The following is a 23,753-nucleotide window of genomic DNA, read 5'->3' as shown; positions in this document are numbered from 1 at the left end:
CACCCGGCTGCTGAAGCACCCGGCTGTACCTGGAACGAGTGGGTGTGTGGTCGGTCAGAGAATCGCCGGTGAGATGAGGCCGTGTATGAACCGCATCTTGTCGAGCACCTTCGCGGGCAGCACGAACGGGTACAGGTCCTGATGACCCATCGAGCGGTTGATCTGGTTCAACGCCCAGGTCAGCGGTAGCCAGAGATCGATGATCTGGTCGAAGCCCACGTCGCCCAGAAGCACACTGTCGAGCGTCGCCCCGCTGGGCGCCATGGCGAACGCCGCGGCGGTGTCGAGGGTGTCGCGGATGTGCAGGTAGTGCGCGAAGGTCTCGGCCCAGTCTTCCGCCGGATGCATCGTGGCGTACGAAGAGACGAAATCGCTCTTCCAGTTGTCGGGCGGCCCTTCGCTGTAGTGACGATCGAGCGCGGCCTGATAGTCGTCGTCAGGGTTCCCGAACAGTTCCTCGAAACGCGGCCGGTGTTCGCCGGTTCCGACCAGCACCATCTGGTAGTAGTGCCCGATCTCGTGGCGGAAGTGCCCGATGAGGGTGCGATAGGGCTCATCCATCGACACCCGCAGCTGTTCCCGGTGGACGTCGTCGCCTTCCGCGAGGTCGAGTGTGACGACCCCGTCGGCGTGGCCGGTGATCACCGGGTTGTTCGCACTCGAGAGCAGGTCGAACGCCAGGCCGGTCTGCGGGTCGACGTCCCGTCCCCGGATCGGCAGGCCCAGCTCGTCGAGTTCGAGGATCACCCTGCGCTTGTTGGTCTCGGCGTCTCCGAAGACGGAGATCGCATCGACATCGGTGTCGGCCGGACGGGTCCGGGTCAACCGGCACGACTCGCACAGCGCCGACGGATCCGGTTCTCCGGCAGGGGTACTCGCGCCCGGTTCGACCGGAGGGATCAGCCAGTTGCAGGCGATGAGGTCGAAGTTGGCGCACCGCACCAGCGTCTCGCCGTCGACTTCGGTGGTGGCGTTCTCGTCGAGCACGTACATGGTCCGGGCGGGAAGGTGGAACCCGAGCGGACTCTTGCAATTGAGGCACAGGGTGTTTTCGAACGACAACTTCTGGCCACATTTGCGGCAGACCAGATCGCGCATGAGGACTCTCCGATCAGATGATGATGGGGCGGCGCGGCGAAGGCCCGCCGCCTGGGGACCGCAATTTCTCGACCGCCCCTCTGCGGTCAACAATAACCATGCTCTCCCGCGCATCCGACGTCGCTGCGGCGGCCACCCCAGAACTTCGTCTCGGTGCGCTCGGTACCGTATGGGTGTGCGAATCCTGCGGAACTTCCTACGTCCGGGCTGGATTTCGCTCGCGCTGGTGGTCGTGGGCTTCGCTGCCGCGTGCTTCTGGGTGCTGGCGCCCTGGCAACTCGGTAAGAACTCGCAGAACGAGCACCAGAACGATCTGATCAAGCGGGCCGAATCGGCGGAGCCGGTACCGGTGGCCGAGCTGTACCGAGATGGCCGGCCGATCACCGACGCCGAGTGGAGCCGGGTCCAGCTCACCGGTTCGTATCTGCCGGACAAGGAAGTCGTCGTCCGGCTGCGTTCGGTGGAAGGCTCCCCCGCCTACGAGGTGCTCACGCCGTTCGTCGAGACCGCTGGCAGCACGTATCTGGTCAACCGGGGATACGTGACCCCGGAACAGGGCACTGCGCTGCCACCCATTACCCCGGCACCGACCGGACAGGTGACCGTCCAGGCCCGGATCCGGGCGTCGGAGAGCACCATGCCCGGTCGCGAACCCCGCACCGAAGCAGGGGCGATACAGGTCTACTCGATCGATCCCGTATTGATCAGCCGCACTGTGGGCGTACCGCTGGCCGCCGGTTATCTGCAGTTGACCGATGGGCAGCCCGGCGCGCTCGGAGTGATCTCGCTGCCGCAGCTCGAGACCGGCCCCTATCTGTCCTACGGATTGCAGTGGCTGGCCTTCGGTTTGATGGCCCCCCTCGGGCTGGGCTACTTCGCGTGGTCGGAGATCAAGCAACGGCGGGCGAACGCAAGCGGTACCGACGTGCCGCCCCGCAAGCCGCGCGAACGGGGCAAGCAGACCAGAGAGGCGCTCGCGGCCTCGTCGACGCACCGCGAGAGTGCGTCCGCGCGGGGGGTCATCGGTTCAGGCCCGACGGGCGACAACGGTTCGAACCAGAAGCTGACCGACCGCTACGGCCGCGAGCGCACCTAGCTGCACCTGGCGCGACAGCGTCGTCGCCCGCTGCACATCGTGGACGGTCGGCGGCGTACCCCGGCCCAGAACGGGTCGCGAATCCGTGCCGTGCCGGTAGACGGTGATCCCTCCCAGACTCACCCCGAGGACACCGGCGAACGACGCCTCCACCACCCCGGCGTTGGGGCTCGGATGGGCCGCGGCATCACGTCGTACGGCTGCCGTCCCGGACCGGCGGTCGGGTCCGATCGCGAGCACCAGGACCGCGGTCAACCGGGCCGGCAGGTAGTTGGCAACGTCGTCGAGTCGGGCACTGGCCCATCCGAATCGGAGGTACCGGTCACTTCGGTAGCCGACCATCGCGTCGAGGGTGTTGGCCATCCGGTACCCCAGCAGTCCCGGCACGCCGGCGACCGCACCCCAGAACAAGGGTGCGACAGCAGCGTCGGAGGTGTTCTCTGCGACGGACTCGATGGTCGCCCGCGCCATTCCCGCGCTGTCCAGACTGGCCGGGTCGCGCCCGCACAGGCTCGGGATGAGTGCACGCGCAGATTCCACCTCGTCGGCCGCGAGCGCCCCACCGAGGCGCTCGCCAACCGCAGTCAGTGAGGTCCCGCCCAGGGCGATCCACGTCGCCACAGCCACCGACACGGCTCCTCCGCGTCGGCACAGGTAGCCGGTGCCGACTGCCCCGCCTACGCAGATCGTGGTGAAAGCCGCACCAGCCCAGCGCGAATCGCGGTAGAGCAGTTTTTCGAGGGAGCCGGCGACGTTTCCCATGCCGGCTACGGGATGCAGGCGCACGGGATCACCGAACACGCGGTCCAGCAGGTAACCGGCGCTCAGGCCCGCGGCCCGCGTCCACACATCTGATGCCATGTAGGTCAATATCTCAGACACCCACCACCTGCTACGACCGCCACGGGTGCGAACGGCACCGGCAGCTGGTGAGGGTACCCTCATCCTCGCCAGGTGCCGCTTCAACGTCGCAGCGGTGCCCGGCCCACTGCACATGCGGGCAAGCACATCGAGAACAATGACAGGCATATGAAAACTTCCAATCTGCCCGGCGATGCCCAGTACACCGGGGACCAGCGGTTGTGGCTGTCGGGATTCCTGGCAGGTTTCGACTCAGCCGTCGCCGGGACCACGCGTGACGACGTGCTGGCCACCGCGTTGGAGGCACTCCGCGAACTCGACACCGTCACCGCTCCCGAGGTACGTCCTGCCCAGGAAGCTCCGGGCAAGTCGGACAAACCGAAACGATCACCCTGGACTCGAAAGAATCCGTACAGCGCCAAGCTCGTCGCCAACCGGCCATTGCGTGGTTCCGAATCCGGCAAAGACGTGCGGCATGTGGTGTTCGACCTCGGCGACAGCGACATCGACTACGAGGCCGGTGATGGGCTCGGTGTTCGGCCGGTCAACGATCCCGAGCTGGTCGCCGCGCTGATCGAGCGCATCGGCGCCGATCCCGGCGAGTCGATCACCACTCGCACAGGCGAGTCGACACTGCTCGAGCTGCTGACCTACGAGTACGAGATCTCGCTACCGACCCGCGAGCTCATCGACCACGTGGCCGACCGGACCGGCGACGCCGAGTTGGTGCACGTGCTCTCCACCGAAGAACGCGAAGCCCTCGAAGGCTGGCTGTGGGGCAAGGATGTCCTCGACCTGCTGGACCTGGATCCGAACCTGGAGATCACCGCGACCCAACTCCTCGAGTTGCTGCGGCCACTGGCACATCGCGTGTACTCGATCTCGTCGTCCCCACTCACCCACAAGGGCATGGTGCATCTGACGGTGGCCGCGGTGCGGCATCGATCCGCGCAGCGCGACAGACGCGGCCAGTGTTCGACGTATCTCGCTGATCGGGTGGGCGCAGGCAACACCGCCGGTGTGTTCTTGTCCAGGAACCGCTCGTTCCGCCTGCCCGCGGACGATGCGGCGCCGGTGATCATGGTCGGCCCCGGGACCGGCGTCGCGCCTTTCCGCTCGTTCCTCTACGAGCGGAAAGCCCGGGGAGCCACCGGAACCAATTGGCTGTTCTTCGGAGACCAGTACCGCGCAACAGATTTCATGTACGAAGATGAGCTCGTGCAGTTTCAGCGCGACGGTGTCCTGCACCGTCTGGACCTTGCGTTCTCGCGCGATCAGGAACAAAAGATCTACGTGCAGGACAGGATGCGCGAGCACGGGCAGGAGTTGTTCCGCTGGCTTGACGTCGGCGCCTACTTCTACGTGTGCGGGGACGCCGCGCAGATGGCGCGGGACGTCGACACCGCCCTCCACGACGTGATCGCCGAGTACGGCGGCCTCGACGAGGAAGCCGCAGAAGACTACGTGAACACCCTCAAACGCGAAAAGCGTTACCTGCGCGACGTGTACTGAGTCCCCGGTGGCAAAAGGACGCAGGAACACGCGATCGCGGAACGCCTCTGGCAGCGAGGCCGCTGCGGGGCCCGAAGCCGGCATCTATCCGATCGACACCGGTACCTGTGAGCTGATCCGCGACCACCTCACCGACGGCTGGATCATCACCGTCAACGGGGCGCAGAGTTCACACATCAACCTCACCGACCCGGCCCAGCTCGATTTCGAATACATGCAGTGGATCGCCGAAATCGCCAAGGAACACTGGGAGTCCGACGCCCGGTTGCGGGTCCTGCACCTCGGCGCCGGAGCATGCACGCTGGCCCGGTACTTCGCTGCGACGTACCCTGCTGCACGGCAGGTGGCAGTCGACATCGATCAGCGGCTGACCGAACTCGTCCGCGAGTGGTTCGACCTCCCACGTGCCCCACTGCTGCGGCTCCGCGTCGGCGACGCCCGCGCCGTCACGGAGTCGCTGACCGAGTCCACCCGCGACCTGATCATCCGCGACGTCTTCGCCGGCACCCGGACCCCACCGGCTCTGACCACTCTCGAGTTCACCCAGCAGGTTCGCAGGGTCCTCGCACCCGGCGGCATCTATGTGATCAATTGCGGTGACACGCGAGATCTCTCGCTTGCCCGCTCCGAAGCTGCGACCCTCGGCGCTGTTTTCGAACAGCTGACCGTCATCGCCGATCCCGCCATGCTCAAGGGCCGTCGCTACGGCAACATCGTCATCGCAGGCAGCGACGTTCCGTTCGGCGACTCCCCCGCGCTGACGCGCAATCTCCTCGGTGGTGTCCCCGCCCAGGTCTGGCTCGATCCCAAGGTGCGCAGCTTCGCCGCGGCAGGCAAGGTCCTGCGGGACTGACCGGCCGTGGGGCTACGGTGGAAACCGTGCTTCCAGTGATAGAACTCGATGAGCTGGCCACCGCTGAGGGCCGGGCACTCCTTCGTGATGTGACGCACGAGGTCGGCTTCTTCTATCTGGTCGGCCATGGCGTCGACGAAGAGTTGATCTCACGGGTGCGCGCCGCCGCCCGGGCATTCTTCGCGCTGCCCGAGCACGACAAGCTCTCGATCGCGATGATCAACAGTCCGCACTTCCGTGGATACAACCGGCTTGGTGGAGAGTTCACCAATGGCGAGATCGACTGGCGAGAGCAGATAGACATCGGTCCCGAACGCGAGCCCGTCCCCGACGCCGACGGGTACATGCGCCTGCAGGGCCCCAATCAGTGGCCTGCTGCACTGCCCGAATTACGCAGTGCGGTCAGCGAATACAACGATGCGCTCGCCGGCGTCGCTCTGCGGCTGCTGCAGAACTGGGCAGCAGGTCTGGGCGCTGACCCGCATGTATTCGACAGCGCGTTCGCCGAGCTCCCCGCGACCCTGATCAAACTCGTTCGTTACCCCGCGCGGGCGGAAGCAGCGGTGGCAGGCGATCAGGGGGTGGGCGCGCACAAGGACTCGGGCGTGCTGACACTCCTGCTCCTCGAACCAGGGTCGGCAGGACTACAGGTGGAGGCCACCGACGGCAGCTGGATCGACGCACCGCCGCGGGAAGGAGCGTTTGTGGTGAACGTCGGCGAGATGCTCGAAGTGGCCACCGGCGGTTACCTCCGGGCGACCAAACACCGGGTACTCACCCCGCCGGGTGCGGCCGAACGTCTGTCGATCCCTTACTTCTACAGCCCGGCCCTCGACGCTGTGATCCCCACCATCCGATTGCCGAAGACGTTGGCAGACAAAGCCCGTGGCGTCGAACAGGATCCGGCCAATCCTCTGTTCACCACGTACGGCGAAAACACTTGGAAGAGCCGGACCCGCGCCCACCCCGACGTCTTCGCGAAGTGGTATCCGGCAGAGGCCGCCGCCCGCACGGCGATCTCGAACACCTGATGCGCGTATTCGTCACCGGCGGCACCGGGGCCATCGGGCGATACACCGTCCCGGCGTTGATCCGTGATGGGCATGCGGTGACCGCGTTGGCACGTTCAGCTGAGAAAGCCGATTGGCTCAACCGCCAAGGCGCTACACCCATCGCCGTCTCCCTCTTCGACCGCGAAGCTCTCGCCCGCGCCTTCGACGGTCATGACACCGTGGCGAATCTCGCCTCCGCACTACCCAGCACCACGCGCTTCGCGAGTTCGAGGGCATGGCGCGACTGCACCCGAATCCGGGGTGAGGGTTCGGCGACTGTCGCGGCGGCCGCAGCGATAGCCGGGGTCGAGCGGATCATCCAGGAATCGGTCACGATGATCTATCGCGACAACGGCGCGGACTGGATCGACGAGGACGCTCCCGTCGAGGCCTACCCGATTGCCCGTACCAATCTCGCGGCAGAGGCCAATGCCCGTGGCTTCGCGCGAACCGGTGGGACGCCGATCATCCTGCGGTTCGGGTTGTTCTATGGCCCGGGCGCAGCACACAGCGAGCAGATCTTCGCCCTCGCCCGCCGGCACATCGGACTCGTGTCCGGACGGCCGGACTCGTACCTGTCGTGCATCCACGTCTCCGATGGCGCCGATGCGGTCGCCGCCGCGGTCGGTGCCCGCGCGGGCACCTACAACATCGTCGACGACGAGCCACTGACGAAGCTCGACCACGCTCAGGCCTGCGCTGATGCCGCAGACGCGGCGATGTGGGTCCGGGGACCGGGACGCGCAGGATTGTTGGCCGGCGACCGGCTCACCTCGCTGACCAGGTCGGTGCGGGCCGCGAACACCCGATTCCGCGAAGAGAGCGGCTGGCGTCCCGCGTACCCGAGTGCTCGCGAAGGCTGGGCCGCGACTGCCCGGGTGTTGGCCGGCTCGCGAACTGGGTCAGCCTGACAGTTGCCAGGCGAGCGCCGCGGCAAACGCCCCGCTTGCGTTGACTGCCCAGTGCAGTGCCATCGGGGCGAGCAGGCTGTCACTGCGCCGCCGGAGCCAGATGAACAGCAGTCCGGACGCGCCGGTCAGCACCACCGCCCCTACGATTCCAGCGGTTTGGGCAGCGATCCCCGAGCCCAGCAGATCGGTCAGACCACCGTTTCCCGCCGTGAGCCCGGTGGAGGACGCAACGTGCCATAGCCCGAACAGGCCGGCGCCGACGAGGTAGACCACCCGCACCGAAGCCACGCGGGTGAGCGTCGCGTTGAGGACGCCGCGGAAGAGCAGTTCCTCCGGGATCACCGTTTGCAGCGGGATGATCACCAGGGCGCCCCACAGTGCGACTGACACGCTGTCGTACCGCTCGGAGAGGAACAGCGATCTGGTCAGCGGCAGCAGCGCACCACCGATCGCGATGACTACCACCGGGCCCAGGATCACCGCCGCGTATCTCAGTCCTCGGCGGTGCTGACTCCGTGCGAGACCGAGTTCCGCCCAGGAGAACCCGCGCCGGCGTGCGTAGAGCACAGCTACGAGTGCACCAAGAGGCACCACGACCGAGATCGCATGCTCGACGGTGAAGTGCGCGAGCACGTTGATCAGTGCCAACAGCCCGACCACCACCGCCACATCGCGCATCCACAGACTTTATCCAGCGCAGGGGTGGGCCGCGCGTGATGCAGCGAGGAACGCGAGCGCGCAGCGCCCGTGAGCGCAGGGGTGGGCCGCGCGTGATGCAGCGAGGAACGAGGGAGCGCAGCGACTGAGAGACGAGTGAAGAACGCGCAATAAGGCCCACGACGAAGCGAACAATCAACCCTGTCGGTGGCTCGCGCTAGCCTCTCGCCACAGTCGATTTCTGCACCACCAGCCACAAGGGGGCATCATGCGCACACAGTCCGATCCGGTCGAGTTCGCTCATCGGGCGATCGCCAAGCGCTACTGGACCGTCACCGCTGTCCGCGCAGCTCAGCGGGTCGGGTTCCCGTCGTTTGCCTACACCACCGGGCTGACCTCACTCGGTCATCCCGAGCTGATCATCTATGGTCTCGAGCCCGGCGTCGCCGGGTCGATCCTCAACACGGTCGGGCATCGGATCGCCCGCGCCGGCGGGCGTCTCATGGTCGGTGAGCGGCTCTCCGGGTTCATCGACGGTGAGCGGGATCTGATGGTCATCGAAGCCCTGACCACCTCCGATCTACGGGTCGCCAATTCCGTGTACGGGTCGGTGTCTGCGTTGCAGTTGGTGTGGCCGGATGCTGCGGGCCAGTATCCGTGGAGCGCCGGCTACGGCATCGCGAAGACGGTGCAACCGCTCGCGGGTCTGCCTGCCGCCTGAATGACATCGCCGGTGCCACGGCCGATGACCGATAGATAATGGGGCGATGGTCTCTCTGACGCGCGGCGCCAACGCCGGCATTCCCACCGGTCTCCTCAGTGTCGCGGTGTCGGGCGCTGTGCCTGGCTCCGTGGACGTGATGGCGTTCCAGTTGGCAGGCAACCGCAAGACCCGCACCGACGCCGACTTCATCTTCTTCAATCAGCCGCAGTCGCCGGAGGGTGGTGTGGTGCTGACTTCGGGCACCACACTGTCGGTCGATCTCGCGCGAGTACCGGCGGACGTCGACACCATCGCGTTCGCGGTCGCGTGCGATGAGGGCTTCAGCTCGACGTTGGCAGCGCTCCCGGGCCTGGGGGCATCGCTCAGCGGCGGCGGCGTCGAGATCGAGTTGCCGGCCGGAGGTCTCACCACCGAGCGGGCGGCGGTGCTGGGTGAGATCTACCGGCGCGGCGGCGAGTGGAAGGTCCGCAACGTCAGCGCCGGGTGGGATCGGGGGTTCGCCGATCTGGTCCGTGAGCACGGTGTCAGCGTCGACGATGACCCAGCGCCTGCCGCGGCAGCTTCGTCGGCATCTGAATCGGCGGTGAGAAGTGTTGCCGGAGAAGAGAAGCTCTCCCTCGAGAAGCGTCAGCGCCTCGACATGCGAAAGCGCGAGGTCCACAAGGTCCTGCTGAGCAAGAACGCGACCGGAGTGCGTGCCCGGGTGATCATCGTCATCGACAAGACCGGCAGCATGACCCAGCAGTACTCCCGCAAGGTGGTGCACCGGGTGGTCGAGCGCATGTTGGCCGTCGCGACGCAGATCGACGACGACGGTCAACTCGAGCCGTACATGTATGCCCGCGGATTCGCGAAGGTGCCCGACATCAGCGTGGAGAACGTGGAGTCGTGGACCGAGGAATATCTGCACCTGTCCGGCACTCATGGGCGTTTCGACTATGACTCGATCGGCCTCTCCAACGACGAACTGCCGATCATGAACGAGATCTTGAACTCGGCGGTTCCCGGTCGACCCGTGCTGGTCCTGTTCTTCACCGATGGCGGTTTCCGCAAGAAGGGGCCGATCAGCCAGTTGATGCGTGCGGCGTCGACAGCCCCGGTGTTCTGGCAGTTCGTCGGCATCGGCAGAGCCAATTACGGTGTGCTCGAACAACTCGACGAGATGGAGGGCCGCACCGTCGACAACGCCGGCTTTTTTGCCCTCGACGACATCGATCAGGTGTCCGATGACGAACTCTACAAACGCCTGCTGTCCGAGTTCCCCGATTGGCTCACCGCAGCCAAACGCGCGAACATCCTCCCCTGACACCGATGATGGGGCCTTTTGGCGACGCCCACCTGGGCATTTGTTCGCCAAAAGGCCCCACTATCGGGGGATGGGGTCAGGCGCGGGAGGCCTTGCCCATCGCCCGGACACCGACCGCGAGGCCGCCACACGCCATCAGCACCGCGGCGAGTACACCGCTCATGATCGTCTGGGTGTCGAAGTCTCCGACGAACAGGACTCGTTCGGCTTCCACGACGTAGTGGAGTGGATTGATGTCGACCAGGAACTGCATCCACCGCGGCGCGTCATCGAGCGGCAACATCGTGCCCGAGAGGATGAGCAGCGGGAACATCAGGGTCTGCTGGACGGTCCAGAACACCCAGTCCTGTTCGCGGACAGCCAGTGCGAGGCTGTACGACAGCGCGCCGAGGCCGACGCCGAACACTCCGAGGATGATGATGCCGATTACCGCGCCGCCGAGATTGATGTCGAAGCCCAGCGGTAGTCCGATGAGCAGGATGATCATCGCCTGGGCGGCCAGCGGCACCATTTCCTTCAGTGCCCGGCCGAGCAGCAAGGAACTACGACTGAGCGGAGTGACCAACATTCGCTCGTGCGACCCGGTGTGCATCTCGTCCAACAGATTCGCGCCCGTCATCGAGGTTCCGAAGATCGCGATCATGGCGAGCACCCCGGGAATGAACCAATTCCAGACGTTCCCTGAATGACCGGCGCCGGGAACATCTTTGAGTAGTGGGCCGAACAGTGCCAACAGGATCAGCGGTTGTATCAGCGAAAAGATGACGGTGAACGGGTCGCGGATGGTGGGCCGCAGTTCGCGGACCAGGACGATGGAGCTGTCTCGAACGAGGGTGGTTGCCATGGGGGTTCTCCTGAGTCTTCGTGATCGAGTTGGGGTGGTGGTCAGGCCGCTGCGGTTTCACGCAGACTGCGACCGGTGAGGGTGAGGAAGACATCGTCGAGAGTCGGCCGCGAGGACCGGGCGGCGCAGATGGTGATGCCCCGCTCCGCAGCCGCGGTGATCAGGATCGGCAGCATGATGTCGGCGCCTGCCACCTGCAGATCCACCGAGGTTCCGGTGATGTCCGCTCCATGGACATTGTCGAAACCGGCGGTGAGACGCACCAGTTCGTCAGCGTCGGAGACCGAGCCGACGGACAATTCGACGCGGTCGCCCGCCAGGTTGTCCTTCAGCGCTGCCGCGGAGTCGTCGGCGATCACCGTGCCCTTGTCGATGACCACCACCCGCTCGGCCATCGCGTCCGCCTCATCGAGGTAGTGAGTGGTGAGGACGATCGTCGCGCCCGTCTCGGCACGCAGTCGCTGTATGTGGGTCCACAGGTTTGCCCGACTCTGCGGGTCCATTCCAGTGGTCGGTTCGTCGAGAAAGATCACCGGTGGCCGGTGCACGATGCCGAGCGCGATGTCGAGGCGGCGACGTTGACCGCCCGACAACGTGCTCACCTTGCGGCTCTCCATCCCCGTCAGATCCAGTGCCGCGATGAGTTCGTCCGCACGCGAAGCACTTTCGGACTTCTTGATGCCGTAGCACAGCCCCTGGGTCACTAACTCTTCGCGAACGCGCTGATTGTTTCCGCCGCCGTTGCCCTGACCGACGTAACCGATCTTGCGGCGGACGGCATCGGGGTCCTCGGCAATGTTGTGGCCGGCCAACCACGCTGACCCCGAGGTGGGACGGAGCAGCGTGGTGATCATCCGAAGTGTTGTCGACTTGCCGGCGCCGTTGGGGCCGAGGAATGCCACCAACTCCCCCTCCGCCACCGCCAGGTCGATGCCCTTGACGGCCTCCACAGTGTTCTTGCCCTGCTTGAACGTCTTCGTCAGACCGGCAACCTCGATGGCCGGCGTGGTGGTGCTGGATGTGATTGTCATGATTTCCCTCCGTTGAGTGCCCGTGAAATGCATTGACATCAAGCTATGACCCATTGAGGACAGATACCGTCCTCAATCTCTGGCATTGTGGAAAACATGTTGGACACCTCAGCGCGACTGCTCCGCCTACTGAGCCTGTTGCAAACACGCAAGGACTGGTCAGGAGCAGATCTGGCGGAACGATTGGACATCACGACGCGAACGGTGCGCCGCGATGTCGACCGGTTACGCGAGCTCGGGTACCCGGTAGAGGCGAGCGTCGGAGTCGGCGGCGGGTATCAACTGGGCGCCGGCGCCGAGATGCCACCGCTACTGCTCGACGACCAGGAGGTGCTGGCCGTGGCCCTCGGGCTGGGTGCGGGAGCCACCGGTTCAGTGGCCGGACTCGACGAGGCATCGGTGCGGGCCATGTCCAAACTCCGCCAGGTGATGCCGTCGCGACTGCGGCACCGGCTCGACTCGCTGCAGGTCGACGCCACCCCGACGCGGGCGCCGGTCTCCCAAGTCGAGGCCGCGGTGCTGTCCGACGTCGCTGCGGTCTGCCACCGGCACGAGCGACTTCGCTTCGACTATCGGGCTCGCGGTGGCGCGGAGAGTCGCCGGGAGGTCGAACCATATCGACTGGTGCGCAGCGGTTTACGGTGGTATCTCTTGGCATGGGATCTCGGCCGCGACGACTGGCGATCATTCCGGGTCGACCGGCTCACGCCGAAGATTCCGACCGGACCCCGCTTCGTTCCACGGGAGCTACCGGAAGGTGGTGCCGCTGCGTACGTCGCCCGGAGCCTGGGTTCGGTGTATCGGCAGGCCACGGCGCGCGTCGAGATCCACAGCCCGCTCGAGCAGGTGGCCGAGATGGTCGACGCAGAGTGGGGTGTGGTCGAGTCGGGTGATGTGAACAGTTGCGAGGTAGCACTTTTCGGACAATCCGTCAGCTCGATAGCGCGGTGGCTTCACGCTTTCGACGCCGACTTCACCGTGATCGGGCCCGCCGAACTCCGCGAGGAATGCGCCGGTTTGGCTGACCATCACCTCAAGATCGCAGACCGCTACCGCAACGCCTGAGACCTCGCCCCGTCCGCCGCCTTCGCTGACCGGGTCAGACCAATCCCTCTCGCTGCGCCACGGACTGCCGGTCCACCCGCGAGAAGACGTCGAGACGGAAGTCGGTGTCGAGATATCCGGCCGTATGGGCCAACTCCGAGTCTCTCAACCGATCATGCACCTGATCGCCGGTCTGCGGATATTCCTCGACCGGCCAGCGCCAGTGCACCGCGATCAACTCACCGTCATCGGACAGCGCTGCCGCCGCATTCGCGATGACGCTGTCGAGTTGTGCGGGGTCGAGATAGTAGAGGACTTCGCTGAGAACGATGAGGTCGAACGTTCCTGTCGGCCAGTCGACGACGAAATCGCGCGTCTCGACAACTACTCGCCCGCCGAGCGGCTCCAGACGCCCAGCGGCGATCTGCACTGCCTTGTCGCTGAGGTCCACCGCGAGCAACTGGTCGCATCGAGCCGCCAAATGCTCACTGAGCACGCCGATGGAACAACCTGCTTCGAACGCCCTGCCGTATCGCGGGGCCGACAAGGCCGCCAATGTCATCTGATATTTGCGCTGCTCGTACCAGCGACTGGTGAAACCCCACGGATCGTCGCTGTCGCGATACATCTCGTGAAAGTAGCTCTCCTCCATGTGCGTCACCGTGAGAACACGTATTCGTTGCGGCGAAGCAGCCGTTCGAGTATGTGCGAGGGCAGCACCACCTGATCGGCCTCCGCGTCGGACAGCGGGTGGATCTGCGATGTGAAGGCTTCCACCGCTGCGGTTTTGGTCGCCATCGCGCCGTCGTCGAGGCGATGCGACCGCAGTGCGTCCCATTCGATCGTATCCTCGCCGGGAATCGCCCAGTGCCACATCCAGATTGGGTATTGCCACAGCGGCAGACCACGTTCCCCGCAGATCCGGGTGGCACACCGGCCCACGGCCTCGTGATCGGGATGGCCGTCGTGCTCCCAGACCGACAGCACCCCGCTGATCATGTCCGGGCGTTCGTCGAGAACCGATTCGACGATGCGCGTCATCGCGGCATCTGCGGTGGTGAGCGCGCCGTCGGGCAGCCCGCCCCAGACCGAATGCTCCAACCCCAGGATGTCTGTGGCCGCGTCCAATTCGCCGCGCCGGATGGTCGCCAGATCCTCAGGAGAGTGGGTAGGCGACCCCGGGTGCGATCCCGAGCCATCAGACAGGCACACGGTGACCACCTCGATACCGGCTGCGGCAGCGGCGATCATGATGCCGCCCGCACCCAGGATCTCGTCGTCCGGGTGCGCGGCGAGCACCACGAGGCGTTCCAGGTCGGCCTCGAGCCTCGGGATCTCAGCGCGCTTCGAGAACCATTGCTGCCAGTCCGATTCTGTCGTGCCGACGTCGGTGACGGGGGCAACCCCGAATCGCTCTGTACTCGTCATGATCGGTCTCCGAAGACGTCTGGCGTACGGCCTGCGACGAGTCGACCCAGCGCGGCGAGGTCGTGGTCCGCGTGCGATTGCCTGATGTACACAGCGAGATCGGCGACCGCTTGCGCGTGGTCACGAGAGCGCACCAGCGGCGCCGGTCCCAGCGCCCTGTTCACCCGATCGATCACCGCCGTTGCGATCTGCTCGATGCCCCACCGCACGCGGAAGGCCCGACGCTGCGCCGAGGCGGCGTCGGTCGGGGCCTTGTCGATGGCATCAGCGGCGCACAGCAACTGTGCCCAGCCGTCGGCGAGCAGCGCGTCGACCGCACCGAGGTGCATCATCAGGATGTCGTCGCTGTCGGCATGGGCCTTGTCATAGAGGGCCTCCGCCACCTTTGCCGCGCCGCCGAGCCAACACGACGCGACCCCTACTCCGCCGTGCCAGAACCCTGCGCGCTCGAGGTAGTCGCCCGGCTCACCGATGGCCTGTGCAGCCGCGTTCTCGAATTCGACTGCCTCGGTGTCGGTTGCGGCCATACCGACGTTCTGCCAGCCGTCGGATTGCGGATGGACGCCGTGCTGGGCCAAGTCCACGGCGAACAGTCGACGTCGCTCACCGTCGCGGGCGGTCACCAGCGCGTGTGTACAGCCGACAGCTCCAGAACACCACGGCTTGGTTCCCGACAGCTGCCACCGGTCGCCGAATCGACGGGCCGTGAGCACGTGAGACGGCGGCTCTGCGGCCCACACACCCCACAATTCGCCGTTGCCGGTCCTGGACCCGGCGATCTCCGCGAGGATGGCGTCGGCATCGAGGTGGGCTTCGACCATCCGCCCGACGCTGATGTCCGATCGGGTGAGTTCTGCCAGGGTTCGGAAGCGGGTCGCGGTGTCACCATGACCCGGCAGGGGTGCCGCGAGTTCGCCCGAATCGACGATCTGCAGGGCCCGGTAGGCCGCCGATGGTGTCACGACGCCTCACCTGCGCTCTCCAGACCGCGCAGATGGTCGGCGAAACCACCGGCCAGGCGCCCGTACGGACGTGTCGAGGTGATCACCGGCGCCCGGGCGCTCCACTCGATCGACATCCCGGCAATGCGTAACCGGTTCACGAGGTCCACGTCTTCGTCGCGGTCGACAAGTGCGAAACCGCCGACGCCGAAGTACACCGTCGCCCACATTGCGAGGTTGGCACCGTGAACATGGCGGTGTCCGTCACTCGCCTGGTATTCCGCAGAGAAACGTTCTGCCACTTCGGTGGGCCACTGTGCCCAGTCATCGCCTACGACGGTGCCGGCGAACACGTCAGCACCGCCGATCGCCGCGTCGATCTGTGTGGCGAGCCAATCGGCCGGAACAACCGAATCCGCATCGGTGGTCGCGAACCACGTCGACTCGTCCCACGTGCTCGTCTCGAAGCCGACCTTCCGGGCTCGACCCACTGATCGCCCCGACACCGTGACCGCCGTGATCGGCGGTGATACGCACGCCGCAGTGCCGTCGGTGCAGTCGTCGAGCACGACGATCACCTCGACAGGACAGCTGATCTCGGCGGAGGAGGCGGTGATCGACTCCAGGCAGAAGGGCAGTAGTGCCTGCTCATTATGAGCAGGCACCACGACGACGATCTGCTCAGGTCTTCGACCCTTGTCCATCAGCGTGAACTTCGTCCGGGCTGACCGGTCAGGCTCTCCACGGTCGCGTCGAGATCATGCGCGAGATGCAGGCTGTCCTGAAACACCCGCTTGGCTCCGGCGCCGCGCAGTGCGTCGCCGCTGATCCCACCGGTCAGCACCGCGACCGACCGCGCCCCCGCCTTCGTGGCGGCGATCGAGTCCCATGTCGCGTCGCCCACCATGACGGCATTGGCGGGTGAGACGCCCGCACGCTCGATGGCGATCTTCACGACCGTTGCATCGGGTTTCGCGGTATCGACATCCTCGCCCGAAGTCACTGCGTCGACGTGTTCTTCGACATCGAGCAGGTCCCGGAGCAGCTTTAGCTCATCTTCCGGTGCAGAGGTAGCGAGCACCGTGACGAATCCGAGTTCTTTGGAACGCCGCACCACCTCTCGCGCGCCGGGTAGGAGCGCGAGCGTGTCCCCTCGTGCCAGATAGATCTCCTTGTGCTTCGACGACGCCGCATCCGCGATGTCCGAACGCCCGGGGGCTTCGTCGTTCACCCCGGCGATCTGCAGCAGTTCATCGATCAGCAGCGACCCGTCCATACCGATCCGCCGATGGACCTCCCACAGGGGTACGGTCAGGCCGACGTCGGACAGGGCATCACGCCACGCGATCACGTGCGCGTACACCGAATCAACCAGTGTGCCATCGACATCGAAGAGAATCGCGACCTGCTCGCCCACGTCTACGCCTTCTCTTGCATGCTGCTCCGCGCCGAGTTCCCCTGGTCCGCTGCCTTCGGGTCGGTCTCGTCGGCCTTGGCCCGGACGCCTTCTTGAACGGTCTTGCCCAGATCGGGGTCGACGCGGTTCCAGTACTCGAAGGCCCGCTCGAGCACCGGCTCGCTGACAGCGTTCAGGAGGTGGCCGATGATGTTGTCGGCCAGCCTCTCTCGCTCGCCGTCGTCGAGCACTTCCCGCACCATGGTGCCCGCCTGGCCGAAGTCGTCGTCCTCAGGGTGGTCCACGTATGCGCTACGGACGATCTGACCGTCGGCAGCCCAGCCGGGATCGACCTGGAACGCCTGTGTGGCTGCAGGGCCACCCTTCGAGTTCGGTGCGTACACGGGGTCAGAGACGTTCTGAACCCGCATCGCACCATCTTTGGAGTACGAGTGCACCGGAGACTTGGAGGCGTTGACCGGGATCTGCTTGTAGTTGACACCGATGCGGTACCGGTGGGCGTCCGCGTAGGCGAATCCGCGCGCCAACAGCATCCGGTCGGGGCTCAGCCCGATTCCCGGGACCAGATTGTTCGGCTCGAAGGCGAGCTGCTCGATCTGGGTGTGGTGATCGGTCGGGTTTTGATTGAGCGTCATCTTCCCGACCTCCACCAGCGGGTAATCGCCGTGCGGCCAGACCTTCGTCAGGTCGAAGGGATTGAATCGGTACGAGGCGGCGTCGTCAAACGGCATGAGTTGCACCTTCAACGTCCATGACGGGAACTCGCCCTTGTCGATGTGCTCGTACAGGTCCCGCGTGTGGTAGTCGGTGTCGGCCGAGGCCATCTGATCCGCCTCGTCCTGCGTGAAGAACTGATGACCCTGATCAGTGATGAAGTGGTACTTCACCCAGTGCTTGATGCCTTCGGCATTGACCCAGAGATACGTGTGCGAGCTGTAGCCGTTCATGTGCCGCCACGTGCGCGGAATACCGCGATCACCCATCAACCAGGTGACCTGGTGCGCCGACTCCGGCGACAGGCTCCAGAAGTCCCATTGCATGTCGTGGTCGCGAAGGTTGTTGTCGGCGCGACGCTTCTGGGATCGGATGAAGTGCTGGAACTTCAGCGGATCCTTGATGAAGAAGACCGGCGTGTTGTTGCCGACCATGTCGTACACACCCTCGCTGGTGTAGAACTTCAGCGCGAAACCACGCGGGTCACGCCAGGTGTCGGGGCTGCCCCGCTCGCCCGCGACCGTGGAGAATCTCGCCGCCATCTCTGTGGTGGTCCCCGGCTGGAACACGGCGGCACTGGTGTAACCCGATACGTCGCCGGTCACCTCGAACGAACCGAAGGCACCGCTGCCCTTGGCGTGTGGTTGGCGCTCCGGGATCCGCTCGCGGTTGAACTGTGCCATCTGCTCGATCAGATAGTGGTCGTGCAGCACGATGGGTCCACCGGCACCCACGGTCAATGAATGCTCATCGCTCGATACAGGCGCTCCGGCATCCGTGGTGGTGTAAATCTGCTCGTCTGGCATATCGGCCTCCGACCGTCGTTGTTCGGTAGAACCGCCGGTCCTAGGGCTGTAGGCCGACGTCCCCGCGGGCGCACCGGCCGTGCGCATCGAAAAGCCAGGCACAGCCGCCGCTCCAAGGAGCCTTACCCGGAGACGTCCCGGTCGAAACCGCGCCGGAGCGCTATGGTGCGGGACCGTCGGCGACCGGCACAGCGGATCCGTCCGTCGCCGTGTCGGCGCCCGGCGCGCGAGCGAGGTCGGCGCGCAGTTCCCTGATCTCCGCATGCAATGCGTTGATCTGCTTGCGGGTCGCCACCATGTTGGCCTCGTCGTCTTCGTTCACCCGCTCGACGATCCAGGTTGCGATCGTCGCGGTGACCACACCGATGAGGCTGATCCCGCCGATCATCAACCCGACGGCGATGACTCGACCGGTGAGGGTCGTCGGGGAATAGTCGCCATATCCGATCGTGGTGATCGTCGTGATCGACCACCACAGCGCATCCCCGAACGTCCGAATGGTCGCGTCGGCCCGGTCGCGTTCGGTGTCGAGGATCGCGAGCGATGCGACGAAGATCAGGACCAGGACAGTCACCACCGTGAACATCAGGACTCGGCCGCGAATGGCGCGTCCGGTCACCCGATGCAACACCGCCAGTACCGCGAGCAGTCTCAGCAGCCGAAGCGGGCGCAGCACCGGCAGAGCGACGATCAGCAGTTCCGGCAGATGACGAGCGAACCACCGGCTTCTGTTGTCCGACAGGATCAATCGGACCAAGTAGTCGACCACAAAGGTCGCCCAGGACACCCAGATGGTGAGTTCGAGAAGTCGGCCGTAGACACCGGCCGGTTCGTCCAGCACCTCGACGGCGTACGCCGTGATGAACACGACCCCCACGACGGCCAGCGGCCACTCGGTGAGCGCGATCCACCGTTCCTGCGTCATCGCCGGCCGCGTGTGCGAGACACGATCGGTGTCGGTGCTCATCGTCTTCCCCTCGGTTGCCAGAAGGTCAGTAAACCGCAGCTCAGACCTCATCTGGCGGTGATCGAGGAACTCGCATACCGAAACAGCACTGTGCCGCGGACCCGAAAGGAATCCGCGGCACAGTGGATGGTTCGACTAGGAAGCGGCGACTGGCTTTCTGTCGTCGGTCTCGACCTTGTCCCACCGGTCGTCTCCGTCGTCGACCATGGACAGCTCGTCGAACGGATCCTTGCCGGCCAGAACGCCGTTGACCTTGTCCATGTCGACGGTCTTGGTCCACGAGCCGACCAGAACGGTGGCAACAGCGTTGCCCGAGAAGTTGGTGACCGCGCGGGCCTCGGACATGAACCGGTCGATGCCGACGATCAGTCCGACGCCGTCGAGCAGTTCCGGACGGTGGCTCTGCAGACCGCCTGCCAGGGTGGCCAGTCCGGCACCGCTGACGCCGGCCGCTCCCTTGGAGGCGACGATCATGAACACCAGCAGCGAGATCTGCTCACTCAGCGAGAGCGGGTCGCCCATCGCCTCCGCGACGAACAGCGAGGCCATGGTCAGGTAGATCGCCGTGCCGTCGAGGTTGAACGAATATCCGGTCGGCACGACGACACCGACAGTGGTGCGCTCGACACCGAGGTGCTCCATCTTCGCGATCAGTCGTGGCAGGGCCGACTCGGACGACGAGGTGGCGAAGATCAGCAGATACTCGCGGGCCAGGTACCGGACGAGCTTGAAGATCGAGACGCCCGACACGAAGCGCAGCAACAGGCCGAGGATCACGAAGACGAAGATCGCGCAGGTCACATAGAAGCCGAGCATCAGCGTCAGCAGCTCGGTGATCGCGCTCCAACCGGTCTGCCCGACGACGTTGGCGATGGCACCGAAGGCACCGATCGGCGCGAGCCACAGGATCATGCCGAGGACCTTGAACACGACCTTCTGGATCAGCTCGATCGCTCGCAGGATGGGGTCGCCACTCTTGGTCGGCAGGGCCTGGATGGCGAACCCGACGAGCAGCGCGATGAACAGGGTCTGCAGCACGCTGCCCTCGGTCAATGCGGACAGCATCGAGGTGGGGATGATCCCCTGAAGGAAGTCGAGGGTGCCGCCGGCCTCATGGGCCTTGTCTGCCAGCTCTTCGCCGGTGCCCATCTTGGACGGGTCGATCGTGAGTCCACTGCCCGGGCTGAGCAGGTTGCCCACCACCAGTCCGATTGCCAGGGCGACGGTCGACATCAGCAGGAAGTAGCCGAAGGCGAGTCCGCCCACCTTGCCCACCGTTGCGGCCGCTCGAACCGACCCGATACCGAGCACGATCGTGCAGAAGATCACGGGGCTGATCATCATCTTGATCAAGCTCACGAACATGGTGCCGAGGACGCCGAGGTCTTCGCCCACCCCCGGAGCCACCAGCCCGACGATCACACCGGCGACGACCGCAACGATCACCGCTATGTAGAGCCAGTGCGTACGGTCTCGCTTCTTGGGAGCCGGCGGCTGCGCGGCTGTCGAACGATCTTCTGCTGTTGTCATGATCGACTTCCTTTGTGAATGCGGAAGGAACGGGTCTGAAAGAATGGTGTTCCCCAAAGTGAGCCAGGTCACGCTTTAGTTCATTTCGTTCAGACGGAGTTGTTCATGACGAAGTTCGTGCCCCGCTCGCTGGCCGGTCAGGCCTTCGTGCTGCAGCTCGTGGTGGTCGCCGTCATCGTGATCGCGGGCAGCACGCTGGCCCTGCTCGATGCGCGTCGCGACGGCGATTCCGCCGCCCGGCAGCAGGTCATCGGGATCGCGAGTGCGCTGGCGCAGTCGCCCGCGACGGCCGCCGCCATCGAGGACGGCACCGCACCGCAGATACTTCAACCCATCACCGAACGTGTCCGGGAAGACACCGGCGTCGCCTTCATCACGATCATGGCGCCCGACCGCACCCGCTTCACACACACCAACCCCGCTCTCATCGGGCAGGACTACCTCGGCACCATCGCACCGGCGTTGCAGGGCAGGACGTTCACCGAGGTCTACACGGGAACCCTCGGACCATCCGTCCGCGCCGTCGCCCCGGTCCGCTCATCATCCGGGGAGGTCATCGGTCTGGTGTCGGCCGGCATCACCCAGCAGACCCTCGCCCAGCGCTGGCGGCAGGAGCTGCCGCAGATCATCCTCATCGCCCTTGCCGCGCTGGGGGTCTCGTTGGTCGGCATCTGGGCGATCCGGCGCAGGTTGCTCCGGCAGACCCACGGCCTCGGACCGACGGAACTACAGGTGATGTACGAGCATCACGACGCAGTTTTGCACTCGGTGTCCGAAGGTCTGATCGTGCTCGACCGCCGCGGCGTCGCGTTGGCGAACGACGAAGCTCGCAGACTGCTGTCCTTGCCCGACGGCGACATCGACAAAAGTGAGCTGCCGCCGTTCTTGCGCTCGTACTCCCCCGGCGCGCGCGACGAGGTGCACGTGACCGGCGACCGCGTTCTGGTGGTCAACCGGTCACACGTCCCCGGCGAGCGATCCCCCGACACCGAGGTCGTCACCATCCGCGACCGAACCGAGTTGCAGGGTGCTCTCGGTGAGCTGGATTCGATGAAGGTGTTCGCGGAATCACTGCGCTCGCAGGCGCATGAATCCGCCAACCGCCTGCACACGATCGTCACGCTCGTCGAGATGGGCCGCGGCGACGAGGCCGTCAAGTTCGCGACCACCGAACTCGAACTGTCCCAACGTCTCGTCGACCGCATGTCGGAAGCAGTTCGCGAACCCGCCCTGGCCGCGCTGCTGCTCGGTAAGAGTTCCCAGGCCGATGAGCGTGGGATCAATCTGACCATCACCGACGACACCGAACTGTCCGCAGACGCAGAGGATGTGCCGCTGACCGGACAGGAGCTGATCACCGTGGTCGGGAACCTGATCGACAACGCGCTCGACGCCTGCGACCGCGACGATCCCTGGGTGGAAGTCACTGTGCGACAGGACGATGACGACCTCCTGATCCAGGTCGCCGACAGCGGCCACGGGATGGACCCCGACGAGTTCACCCGAGCCGTACAACGCGGGTACTCGACGAAGTCCGGAGGTGAACAGGGCCGGCGAGGCTTGGGCCTGGCGCTGGTCGCGCAGGTGGTAAATCGCCATCAGGGCACGCTCACCGCCGAGATGACCTACGGTTCGGTCGTGACTGTGAGAGTTGGTAAGGAGCAGCGGTGATCAACGTCCTCATCGTCGAAGACGAACCCCTGATCGCCGAGGCACACCGCACCTATCTCGGCAGAGTTGCCGGGTTCAACGCTGTTGCAACGGTCAACACAGCTCAGGAAGCGATGCGCGTCGCAGCCAACGCAGCTGCGAGCGACGCCCCCGTCGACCTCGTCCTTCTCGACATCGGGTTGCCCGACGCGAGCGGCATCGACCTCGCGTCCGCGCTGTCGGGACTTCGGCCGGCGCCGGACATCATCGCCATCACCTCCGAACGCGACCTCGAAGTGGTCCGCGCCGCGGTCTCCAACGGAGCACTGGCGTACCTGCTCAAGCCCTTCACGTTTGCCGCGTTCCGCGATCGGCTCGAGCGCTACCAGCGATACCGCGAGGCCCTGCCTGCCGGAACAGATGCCGCCAGCCAGGCCGAAGTCGACCGCGCGTTCGCCGAATTACGCACCGGTACAGATCGATCCGTTGCACCAAAAGGCGCTGCACCCGGAACCACCGACGAAATCGCGCGTGTCGTGCGCGACGCCGTCGACGGCATCACCGCCGCCGACGCAGCCAAGATCGTCGGTGTGTCACGCGTGACGGCCTGGCGCTACCTCGAGCGCCTCGCCGACGACGGAACATTGCTGCGCCACACCGACTACGGCAATGCCGGACGGCCCAAAATCCGCTATCAATGGCGACGCTGACCGAAATCGCCCTGAGATCGTCCGATTCTGGGGGGTCGGATGGCATTATGCCCTCGGTGGGTGCTCACGGGGACGATCCCAGGGACTATTTGCCGCAGGCGATGCCATCGCGGTCCCGGTCAAGGCTCGTGCTGTAACCAGGTTCGCCTTTGTAGATCGGTGCTACCCCCGCCGCCTTTGCCTCAGTGCAGTTCGAGAAAGACGCCGACGGGAGATCAGGCTCAGGCGCCGGCGGAACGTAAACGGGTGTGGAAGTCTGCGGAACCAGTGGGACAGGTGTTTGGGTCGCGGTATCCGGTACGTCGCGGGTGGGCGGAACCTCGACGATCGACGTGACCACTGACGTCACGACAGTCGTCGAGGTCGGTGTCTTCGTGGTGGTCGACGTCTCGACGACAGTCTTCGGCTCCTCATTCTCTTCCGGGTCCGGTGCCACGAGGCCGACGATAGCGCCACGTGGTCGCGGCGTTACACATCTCGTCACCAGATTCGTCCTCTGGTAGGGGCGTCGAGGGGAATGCGGGCTGTTGCAATTTGTACATAGTTGGCCGGTTCGGCGTCGGCTTGTCTAGCCGGTTTGTGGTGGTTTGTGGGCGATAAT

General features: G+C 65.3%; 24 protein-coding genes. 10 read left to right on the top strand and 14 right to left on the bottom strand.

The genetic code is table 11. The annotated features are described in order from the left end of the window. Nucleotides 1–54: 54 nt before the first annotated feature. Nucleotides 55–1,098 carry a putative zinc-binding metallopeptidase gene (locus tag BFL43_RS05580; RefSeq protein ID WP_084891559.1) on the bottom strand — a complete coding sequence of 348 codons (1,044 nt, stop codon included), beginning with the start codon at nucleotides 1,096–1,098 and terminating at the stop codon, nucleotides 55–57. Between the two features lie 175 nt (nucleotides 1,099–1,273). Between BFL43_RS05580 and BFL43_RS05575 the strand changes: the two genes are divergently transcribed. Beyond that, entirely contained in the window at nucleotides 1,274–2,194 is a 921-nt protein-coding gene (locus tag BFL43_RS05575) for an SURF1 family protein (RefSeq protein WP_084891602.1), read from the top strand. Here BFL43_RS05575 and BFL43_RS05570 read toward each other — a convergent pair. Next, nucleotides 2,126–3,055: a cobalamin biosynthesis protein gene (locus BFL43_RS05570; RefSeq protein WP_084891557.1), complete on the bottom strand. Its 930-nt coding sequence runs from the start codon at nucleotides 3,053–3,055 to the stop codon at nucleotides 2,126–2,128. The two genes, BFL43_RS05575 and BFL43_RS05570, sit on opposite strands and share 69 nt — an antisense overlap. 168 nt (nucleotides 3,056–3,223) lie before the next feature. Between BFL43_RS05570 and BFL43_RS05565 the strand changes: the two genes are divergently transcribed. Genes BFL43_RS05565 through BFL43_RS05550 form a run of 4 tightly spaced genes read left to right on the top strand, consistent with a single transcriptional unit; the run spans nucleotide 3,224 to nucleotide 7,383 of the window. Beyond that, entirely contained in the window at nucleotides 3,224–4,567 is a 1,344-nt protein-coding gene (locus BFL43_RS05565) for a sulfite reductase subunit alpha (protein ID WP_084891555.1), read from the top strand. A gap of 7 nt (nucleotides 4,568–4,574) precedes the next feature. After that, a complete protein-coding gene (locus BFL43_RS05560) occupies nucleotides 4,575–5,420 on the top strand; it encodes a fused MFS/spermidine synthase (protein ID WP_084891553.1) in 846 nt (281 codons plus the stop codon). 26 nt (nucleotides 5,421–5,446) lie between these two features. Beyond that, nucleotides 5,447–6,451, top strand: a complete 1,005-nt coding sequence (locus tag BFL43_RS05555; RefSeq protein ID WP_084891600.1) for a 2-oxoglutarate and iron-dependent oxygenase domain-containing protein — start codon at nucleotides 5,447–5,449, stop codon at nucleotides 6,449–6,451. Further along, nucleotides 6,451–7,383, top strand: coding sequence for an NAD(P)-dependent oxidoreductase (locus BFL43_RS05550; RefSeq protein ID WP_084891551.1), 933 nt, complete (start codon nucleotides 6,451–6,453; stop codon nucleotides 7,381–7,383). Before BFL43_RS05555 ends, BFL43_RS05550 begins: the two co-directional genes overlap by 1 nt. Here BFL43_RS05550 and BFL43_RS05545 read toward each other — a convergent pair. Further along, a complete protein-coding gene (locus tag BFL43_RS05545) occupies nucleotides 7,375–8,061 on the bottom strand; it encodes a CPBP family intramembrane glutamic endopeptidase (RefSeq protein WP_084891550.1) in 687 nt (228 codons plus the stop codon). The two genes, BFL43_RS05550 and BFL43_RS05545, sit on opposite strands and share 9 nt — an antisense overlap. Nucleotides 8,062–8,308: 247 nt before the next feature. Here BFL43_RS05545 and BFL43_RS05540 point away from each other — a divergent pair, with 247 nt between their 5' ends. Both BFL43_RS05540 and BFL43_RS05535 read left to right on the top strand, forming a co-directional pair. After that, nucleotides 8,309–8,761: a DUF4262 domain-containing protein gene (locus BFL43_RS05540; RefSeq protein WP_084891548.1), complete on the top strand. Its 453-nt coding sequence runs from the start codon at nucleotides 8,309–8,311 to the stop codon at nucleotides 8,759–8,761. A 46-nt stretch (nucleotides 8,762–8,807) separates the two neighbouring features. Further along, a complete protein-coding gene (locus BFL43_RS05535) occupies nucleotides 8,808–10,070 on the top strand; it encodes a VWA domain-containing protein (protein ID WP_084891546.1) in 1,263 nt (420 codons plus the stop codon). Between the two features lie 76 nt (nucleotides 10,071–10,146). Here BFL43_RS05535 and BFL43_RS05530 read toward each other — a convergent pair whose 3' ends face one another. Both BFL43_RS05530 and BFL43_RS05525 read right to left on the bottom strand, forming a co-directional pair. Beyond that, the gene (locus BFL43_RS05530; RefSeq protein WP_084891545.1) at nucleotides 10,147–10,914 is read right to left on the bottom strand and encodes an ABC transporter permease; all 768 of its coding nucleotides are present in this window, start codon (nucleotides 10,912–10,914) and stop codon (nucleotides 10,147–10,149) included. 41 nt (nucleotides 10,915–10,955) lie between these two features. Continuing rightward, nucleotides 10,956–11,945, bottom strand: coding sequence for an ABC transporter ATP-binding protein (locus tag BFL43_RS05525; protein ID WP_084891543.1), 990 nt, complete (start codon nucleotides 11,943–11,945; stop codon nucleotides 10,956–10,958). A gap of 96 nt (nucleotides 11,946–12,041) precedes the next feature. Between BFL43_RS05525 and BFL43_RS05520 the strand changes: the two genes are divergently transcribed. Continuing rightward, on the top strand, nucleotides 12,042–13,010 hold the full coding sequence (locus tag BFL43_RS05520) for a YafY family protein (RefSeq protein WP_084891541.1): 969 nt from the start codon (nucleotides 12,042–12,044) through the stop codon (nucleotides 13,008–13,010). A gap of 34 nt (nucleotides 13,011–13,044) precedes the next feature. Here the strand turns inward: BFL43_RS05520 and BFL43_RS05515 are convergent, their stop codons facing one another. The 8 genes from BFL43_RS05515 to BFL43_RS05480 form a co-directional block, all read right to left on the bottom strand. Then, nucleotides 13,045–13,641 carry an SAM-dependent methyltransferase gene (locus BFL43_RS05515; RefSeq protein ID WP_143695115.1) on the bottom strand — a complete coding sequence of 199 codons (597 nt, stop codon included), beginning with the start codon at nucleotides 13,639–13,641 and terminating at the stop codon, nucleotides 13,045–13,047. A gap of 5 nt (nucleotides 13,642–13,646) precedes the next feature. Continuing rightward, nucleotides 13,647–14,417, bottom strand: coding sequence for a PIG-L family deacetylase (locus BFL43_RS05510; RefSeq protein ID WP_084891539.1), 771 nt, complete (start codon nucleotides 14,415–14,417; stop codon nucleotides 13,647–13,649). After that, nucleotides 14,414–15,379 carry an acyl-CoA dehydrogenase family protein gene (locus BFL43_RS05505; RefSeq protein ID WP_084891538.1) on the bottom strand — a complete coding sequence of 322 codons (966 nt, stop codon included), beginning with the start codon at nucleotides 15,377–15,379 and terminating at the stop codon, nucleotides 14,414–14,416. Before BFL43_RS05505 ends, BFL43_RS05510 begins: the two co-directional genes overlap by 4 nt. Next, nucleotides 15,376–16,062, bottom strand: a complete 687-nt coding sequence (locus tag BFL43_RS05500) for a glycosyltransferase (protein WP_084891536.1) — start codon at nucleotides 16,060–16,062, stop codon at nucleotides 15,376–15,378. The genes BFL43_RS05505 and BFL43_RS05500 overlap by 4 nt, the downstream gene beginning before the upstream one ends. Beyond that, the gene (locus BFL43_RS05495) at nucleotides 16,062–16,775 is read right to left on the bottom strand and encodes an HAD family hydrolase (protein WP_084891534.1); all 714 of its coding nucleotides are present in this window, start codon (nucleotides 16,773–16,775) and stop codon (nucleotides 16,062–16,064) included. The genes BFL43_RS05500 and BFL43_RS05495 overlap by 1 nt, the downstream gene beginning before the upstream one ends. Nucleotides 16,776–16,777: 2 nt before the next feature. After that, the gene (locus tag BFL43_RS05490) at nucleotides 16,778–18,295 is read right to left on the bottom strand and encodes a catalase (RefSeq protein ID WP_084891532.1); all 1,518 of its coding nucleotides are present in this window, start codon (nucleotides 18,293–18,295) and stop codon (nucleotides 16,778–16,780) included. A gap of 160 nt (nucleotides 18,296–18,455) precedes the next feature. Then, on the bottom strand, nucleotides 18,456–19,220 hold the full coding sequence (locus BFL43_RS05485) for a potassium channel family protein (RefSeq protein WP_143695119.1): 765 nt from the start codon (nucleotides 19,218–19,220) through the stop codon (nucleotides 18,456–18,458). A gap of 177 nt (nucleotides 19,221–19,397) precedes the next feature. Continuing rightward, entirely contained in the window at nucleotides 19,398–20,792 is a 1,395-nt protein-coding gene (locus BFL43_RS05480; protein WP_084891531.1) for a cation:dicarboxylase symporter family transporter, read from the bottom strand. A gap of 105 nt (nucleotides 20,793–20,897) precedes the next feature. Between BFL43_RS05480 and BFL43_RS05475 the strand changes: the two genes are divergently transcribed. Together BFL43_RS05475 and BFL43_RS05470 are read left to right on the top strand one after the other, a co-directional pair. Continuing rightward, the gene (locus BFL43_RS05475) at nucleotides 20,898–22,463 is read left to right on the top strand and encodes a sensor histidine kinase (RefSeq protein WP_084891529.1); all 1,566 of its coding nucleotides are present in this window, start codon (nucleotides 20,898–20,900) and stop codon (nucleotides 22,461–22,463) included. After that, nucleotides 22,460–23,152, top strand: coding sequence for a response regulator (locus BFL43_RS05470; RefSeq protein WP_084891527.1), 693 nt, complete (start codon nucleotides 22,460–22,462; stop codon nucleotides 23,150–23,152). Before BFL43_RS05475 ends, BFL43_RS05470 begins: the two co-directional genes overlap by 4 nt. 85 nt (nucleotides 23,153–23,237) lie before the next feature. Here the strand turns inward: BFL43_RS05470 and BFL43_RS05465 are convergent, their stop codons facing one another. Further along, nucleotides 23,238–23,588: an excalibur calcium-binding domain-containing protein gene (locus BFL43_RS05465; RefSeq protein WP_240498081.1), complete on the bottom strand. Its 351-nt coding sequence runs from the start codon at nucleotides 23,586–23,588 to the stop codon at nucleotides 23,238–23,240. Nucleotides 23,589–23,753: the final 165 nt, after the last annotated feature.

Origin of the sequence: Williamsia sp. 1135 (genome assembly GCF_002095395.1) — a bacterium.
GTDB lineage: Bacteria > Actinomycetota > Actinomycetes > Mycobacteriales > Mycobacteriaceae > Williamsia.
Note: the sequence above shows the minus strand (reverse complement) of the source record. Positions and strands in the feature narration are given on the sequence as shown.

Bases quoted from the DNA above. Each gene is read 5' to 3' on its own strand.
- BFL43_RS05510 (WP_084891539.1), bottom strand. From the start codon at position 14,417: ATGACGAGTACAGAGCGATTCGGGGTTGCCCCCGTCACCGACGTCGGC.
- BFL43_RS05550 (WP_084891551.1), top strand. From the start codon at position 6,451: ATGCGCGTATTCGTCACCGGCGGCACCGGGGCCATCGGGCGATACACC.
- BFL43_RS05475 (WP_084891529.1), top strand. From the start codon at position 20,898: ATGACGAAGTTCGTGCCCCGCTCGCTGGCCGGTCAGGCCTTCGTGCTG.
- BFL43_RS05515 (WP_143695115.1), bottom strand. From the start codon at position 13,641: ATGGAGGAGAGCTACTTTCACGAGATGTATCGCGACAGCGACGATCCG.
- BFL43_RS05580 (WP_084891559.1), bottom strand. From the start codon at position 1,098: ATGCGCGATCTGGTCTGCCGCAAATGTGGCCAGAAGTTGTCGTTCGAA.
- BFL43_RS05485 (WP_143695119.1), bottom strand. From the start codon at position 19,220: ATGACGCAGGAACGGTGGATCGCGCTCACCGAGTGGCCGCTGGCCGTC.
- BFL43_RS05520 (WP_084891541.1), top strand. From the start codon at position 12,042: ATGTTGGACACCTCAGCGCGACTGCTCCGCCTACTGAGCCTGTTGCAA.
- BFL43_RS05535 (WP_084891546.1), top strand. From the start codon at position 8,808: ATGGTCTCTCTGACGCGCGGCGCCAACGCCGGCATTCCCACCGGTCTC.
- BFL43_RS05565 (WP_084891555.1), top strand. From the start codon at position 3,224: ATGAAAACTTCCAATCTGCCCGGCGATGCCCAGTACACCGGGGACCAG.
- BFL43_RS05480 (WP_084891531.1), bottom strand. From the start codon at position 20,792: ATGACAACAGCAGAAGATCGTTCGACAGCCGCGCAGCCGCCGGCTCCC.
- BFL43_RS05525 (WP_084891543.1), bottom strand. From the start codon at position 11,945: ATGACAATCACATCCAGCACCACCACGCCGGCCATCGAGGTTGCCGGT.
- BFL43_RS05540 (WP_084891548.1), top strand. From the start codon at position 8,309: ATGCGCACACAGTCCGATCCGGTCGAGTTCGCTCATCGGGCGATCGCC.
- BFL43_RS05570 (WP_084891557.1), bottom strand. From the start codon at position 3,055: ATGGCATCAGATGTGTGGACGCGGGCCGCGGGCCTGAGCGCCGGTTAC.
- BFL43_RS05490 (WP_084891532.1), bottom strand. From the start codon at position 18,295: ATGCCAGACGAGCAGATTTACACCACCACGGATGCCGGAGCGCCTGTA.
- BFL43_RS05545 (WP_084891550.1), bottom strand. From the start codon at position 8,061: ATGCGCGATGTGGCGGTGGTGGTCGGGCTGTTGGCACTGATCAACGTG.
- BFL43_RS05500 (WP_084891536.1), bottom strand. From the start codon at position 16,062: ATGGACAAGGGTCGAAGACCTGAGCAGATCGTCGTCGTGGTGCCTGCT.
- BFL43_RS05530 (WP_084891545.1), bottom strand. From the start codon at position 10,914: ATGGCAACCACCCTCGTTCGAGACAGCTCCATCGTCCTGGTCCGCGAA.